The sequence below is a fragment of the Pseudomonas brassicae genome (assembly GCF_010671725.1).
GTDB lineage: Bacteria > Pseudomonadota > Gammaproteobacteria > Pseudomonadales > Pseudomonadaceae > Aquipseudomonas > Aquipseudomonas brassicae.
The window spans coordinates 1-1,911 of record NZ_JAAHBU010000625.1 but is presented as its reverse complement, the minus strand read 5'-3'; the positions used below and the strand labels follow the sequence as shown (position 1 = coordinate 1,911).

The 1,911-nt window shown below is 63.7% G+C and carries 3 protein-coding genes; all 3 read left to right on the top strand.

Annotated elements, in window-relative coordinates; translation table 11 throughout:
* The coding region (locus G3436_RS26735; protein WP_243667353.1) for an AIR synthase-related protein at positions 1–451 on the top strand (451 nt) is incomplete at its 5' end.
* Complete coding sequence (gene purN, locus G3436_RS26730) at positions 451–1,104, top strand: phosphoribosylglycinamide formyltransferase (protein ID WP_163951357.1); 654 nt, start codon at positions 451–453, stop codon at positions 1,102–1,104. The genes G3436_RS26735 and purN, both read left to right, overlap by 1 nt.
* 8 nt (positions 1,105–1,112) lie before the next feature.
* Complete coding sequence (locus G3436_RS26725; RefSeq protein WP_163951355.1) at positions 1,113–1,823, top strand: DUF3108 domain-containing protein; 711 nt, start codon at positions 1,113–1,115, stop codon at positions 1,821–1,823.
* The last annotated feature ends 88 nt before the right edge of the window (positions 1,824–1,911 follow it).

The following is a 1,911-nucleotide window of genomic DNA, read 5'->3' as shown; positions in this document are numbered from 1 at the left end:
CGCCGGTGCCGACATCGCCTCCGTGAAACTGGACGGCAAGCCGCTGACCGAACTGCTGATGGCCCCGACCCGCATCTACGTCAAGCCACTGCTCAAGCTGATCAAGGACACTGGCGCGGTCAAGGCCATGGCCCACATCACCGGTGGCGGCCTGCTCGACAACATCCCGCGCGTGTTGCCAAAAGGCGCCCAGGCCGTGGTGGACGTGGCCAGCTGGCAGCGTCCAGCGGTATTCGACTGGCTGCAGCAGCAAGGCAACGTCGACGAGACGGAAATGCACCGCGTGCTGAACTGCGGCGTGGGCATGGTCATCTGCGTCGGCCAGGACCAGGTCGACAACGCCCTCAAGGTCCTGCGTGAGGCCGGCGAGCAGCCATGGGTGATCGGCCAGATCGCCACGGCCGCCGAAGGCGCTGCCCAGGTCGAGCTGAAAAACCTCAAGGCGCACTGATGCCGAGTACGCCTTGTGATGTAGTGGTGCTGCTGTCTGGCACCGGCAGCAACCTGCAAGCCCTGATCGACAGCACCCGCTCCGGCGACAGCCCGGTGCGCATCCGCGCGGTGGTCTCCAACCGCGCCGACGCCTATGGCCTGCAGCGCGCCAGCGCTGCCGGCATCGATACCGCCGTACTCGACCACAAGGCCTTCGACGGCCGCGAGGCCTTCGATGCGGCGCTGGTCGAGCTGATTGACGGTTTTGCACCGCAACTGGTAGTGCTGGCCGGCTTCATGCGCATCCTCAGTGCAGGCTTCGTGCGCCACTACCAGGGCCGCCTGCTCAACATCCACCCTTCCCTGCTGCCCAAGTACAAGGGCCTGCACACCCACCAGCGCGCGCTGGAGGCGGGAGATCGCGAGCATGGCTGCAGCGTGCATTTCGTCACCGAGGAACTCGATGGCGGCCCGCTGGTCGTACAGGCTGTAATCCCGGTAGTCTCGGATGACACGCCGGAACGTCTGGCCCAGAGGGTTCACAGCCAGGAACATCAGATTTACCCGCTGGCGGTGCGCTGGTTCGCCGAAGGCCGTTTGCGCCTGGGCGAGCACGGTGCTCTACTGGATGGCCAGCCCCTGGCGGCCAGCGGCCACTTGATTCGACCCTAGGAGATTTTATGCGTCGCGCCCTGCTCTTCGCACTCGCCGTGCTCGCTTTACCGCTTCAGGCAGCCGATCTGAAGCCTTTCTCGGCCAGCTACACCGCTGACTGGAAGCAACTGCCCATGAGCGGTACTGCCGAACGCAGCCTGGCAAAGAACGCCAACGGGACCTGGAGCCTCAACTTCAAGGCCTCGATGATGATCGCCAGCCTGACCGAGCAAAGCACCCTGCGCCTGGACAAGGACACCCTGCTGCCCCAGACCTATCACTTCGAACGTGACGGCCTGGGCAAGGCAAAGAAAGTCGACCTGGACTTCGACTGGTCGAGCAAGACCATCACCGGTTCCGACCGTGGCGATGCCGTGAAGCTGCCGCTCAACCGTGGCGTGCTCGACAAGTCGAGCTATCAGCTGGCGCTGCAGCATGACGTGGCAGCCGGCAAGAAGAGCGTGAGCTACCAGGTGGTCGATGGCGACGAGATCGACACCTACGACTTCCGCGTGCTGGGTACCGAGAAGGTCACCACCAAGACCGGCCAGGTCGATGCGATCAAGGTCGAGCGCGTACGCGATCCAAGCCAGAGCAAGCGCATTACCGAGCTCTGGTTTGCCAAGGAATGGGATTACCTGCTGGTGCAACTGCGCCAGGTCGAGACCGACGGCAAGGAGTACGTGATCGTGCTGCAGGACGGTACGGTCGATGGCAAGGCGGTCAAGGGCAACTGATCAGCCCGCCTCGCAGCGTCACCCGAAACCCCGCCCTGTGCGGGGTTTTTTATTGAGATTTGCATTGCCTTCTTCGCTGGCAAGCCAG

Coding starts and splice junctions, on each gene's coding strand:
- G3436_RS26725 (WP_163951355.1), top strand. CDS start 1,113: ATGCGTCGCGCCCTGCTCTTCGCACTCGCCGTGCTCGCTTTACCGCTT.
- purN (WP_163951357.1), top strand. CDS start 451: ATGCCGAGTACGCCTTGTGATGTAGTGGTGCTGCTGTCTGGCACCGGC.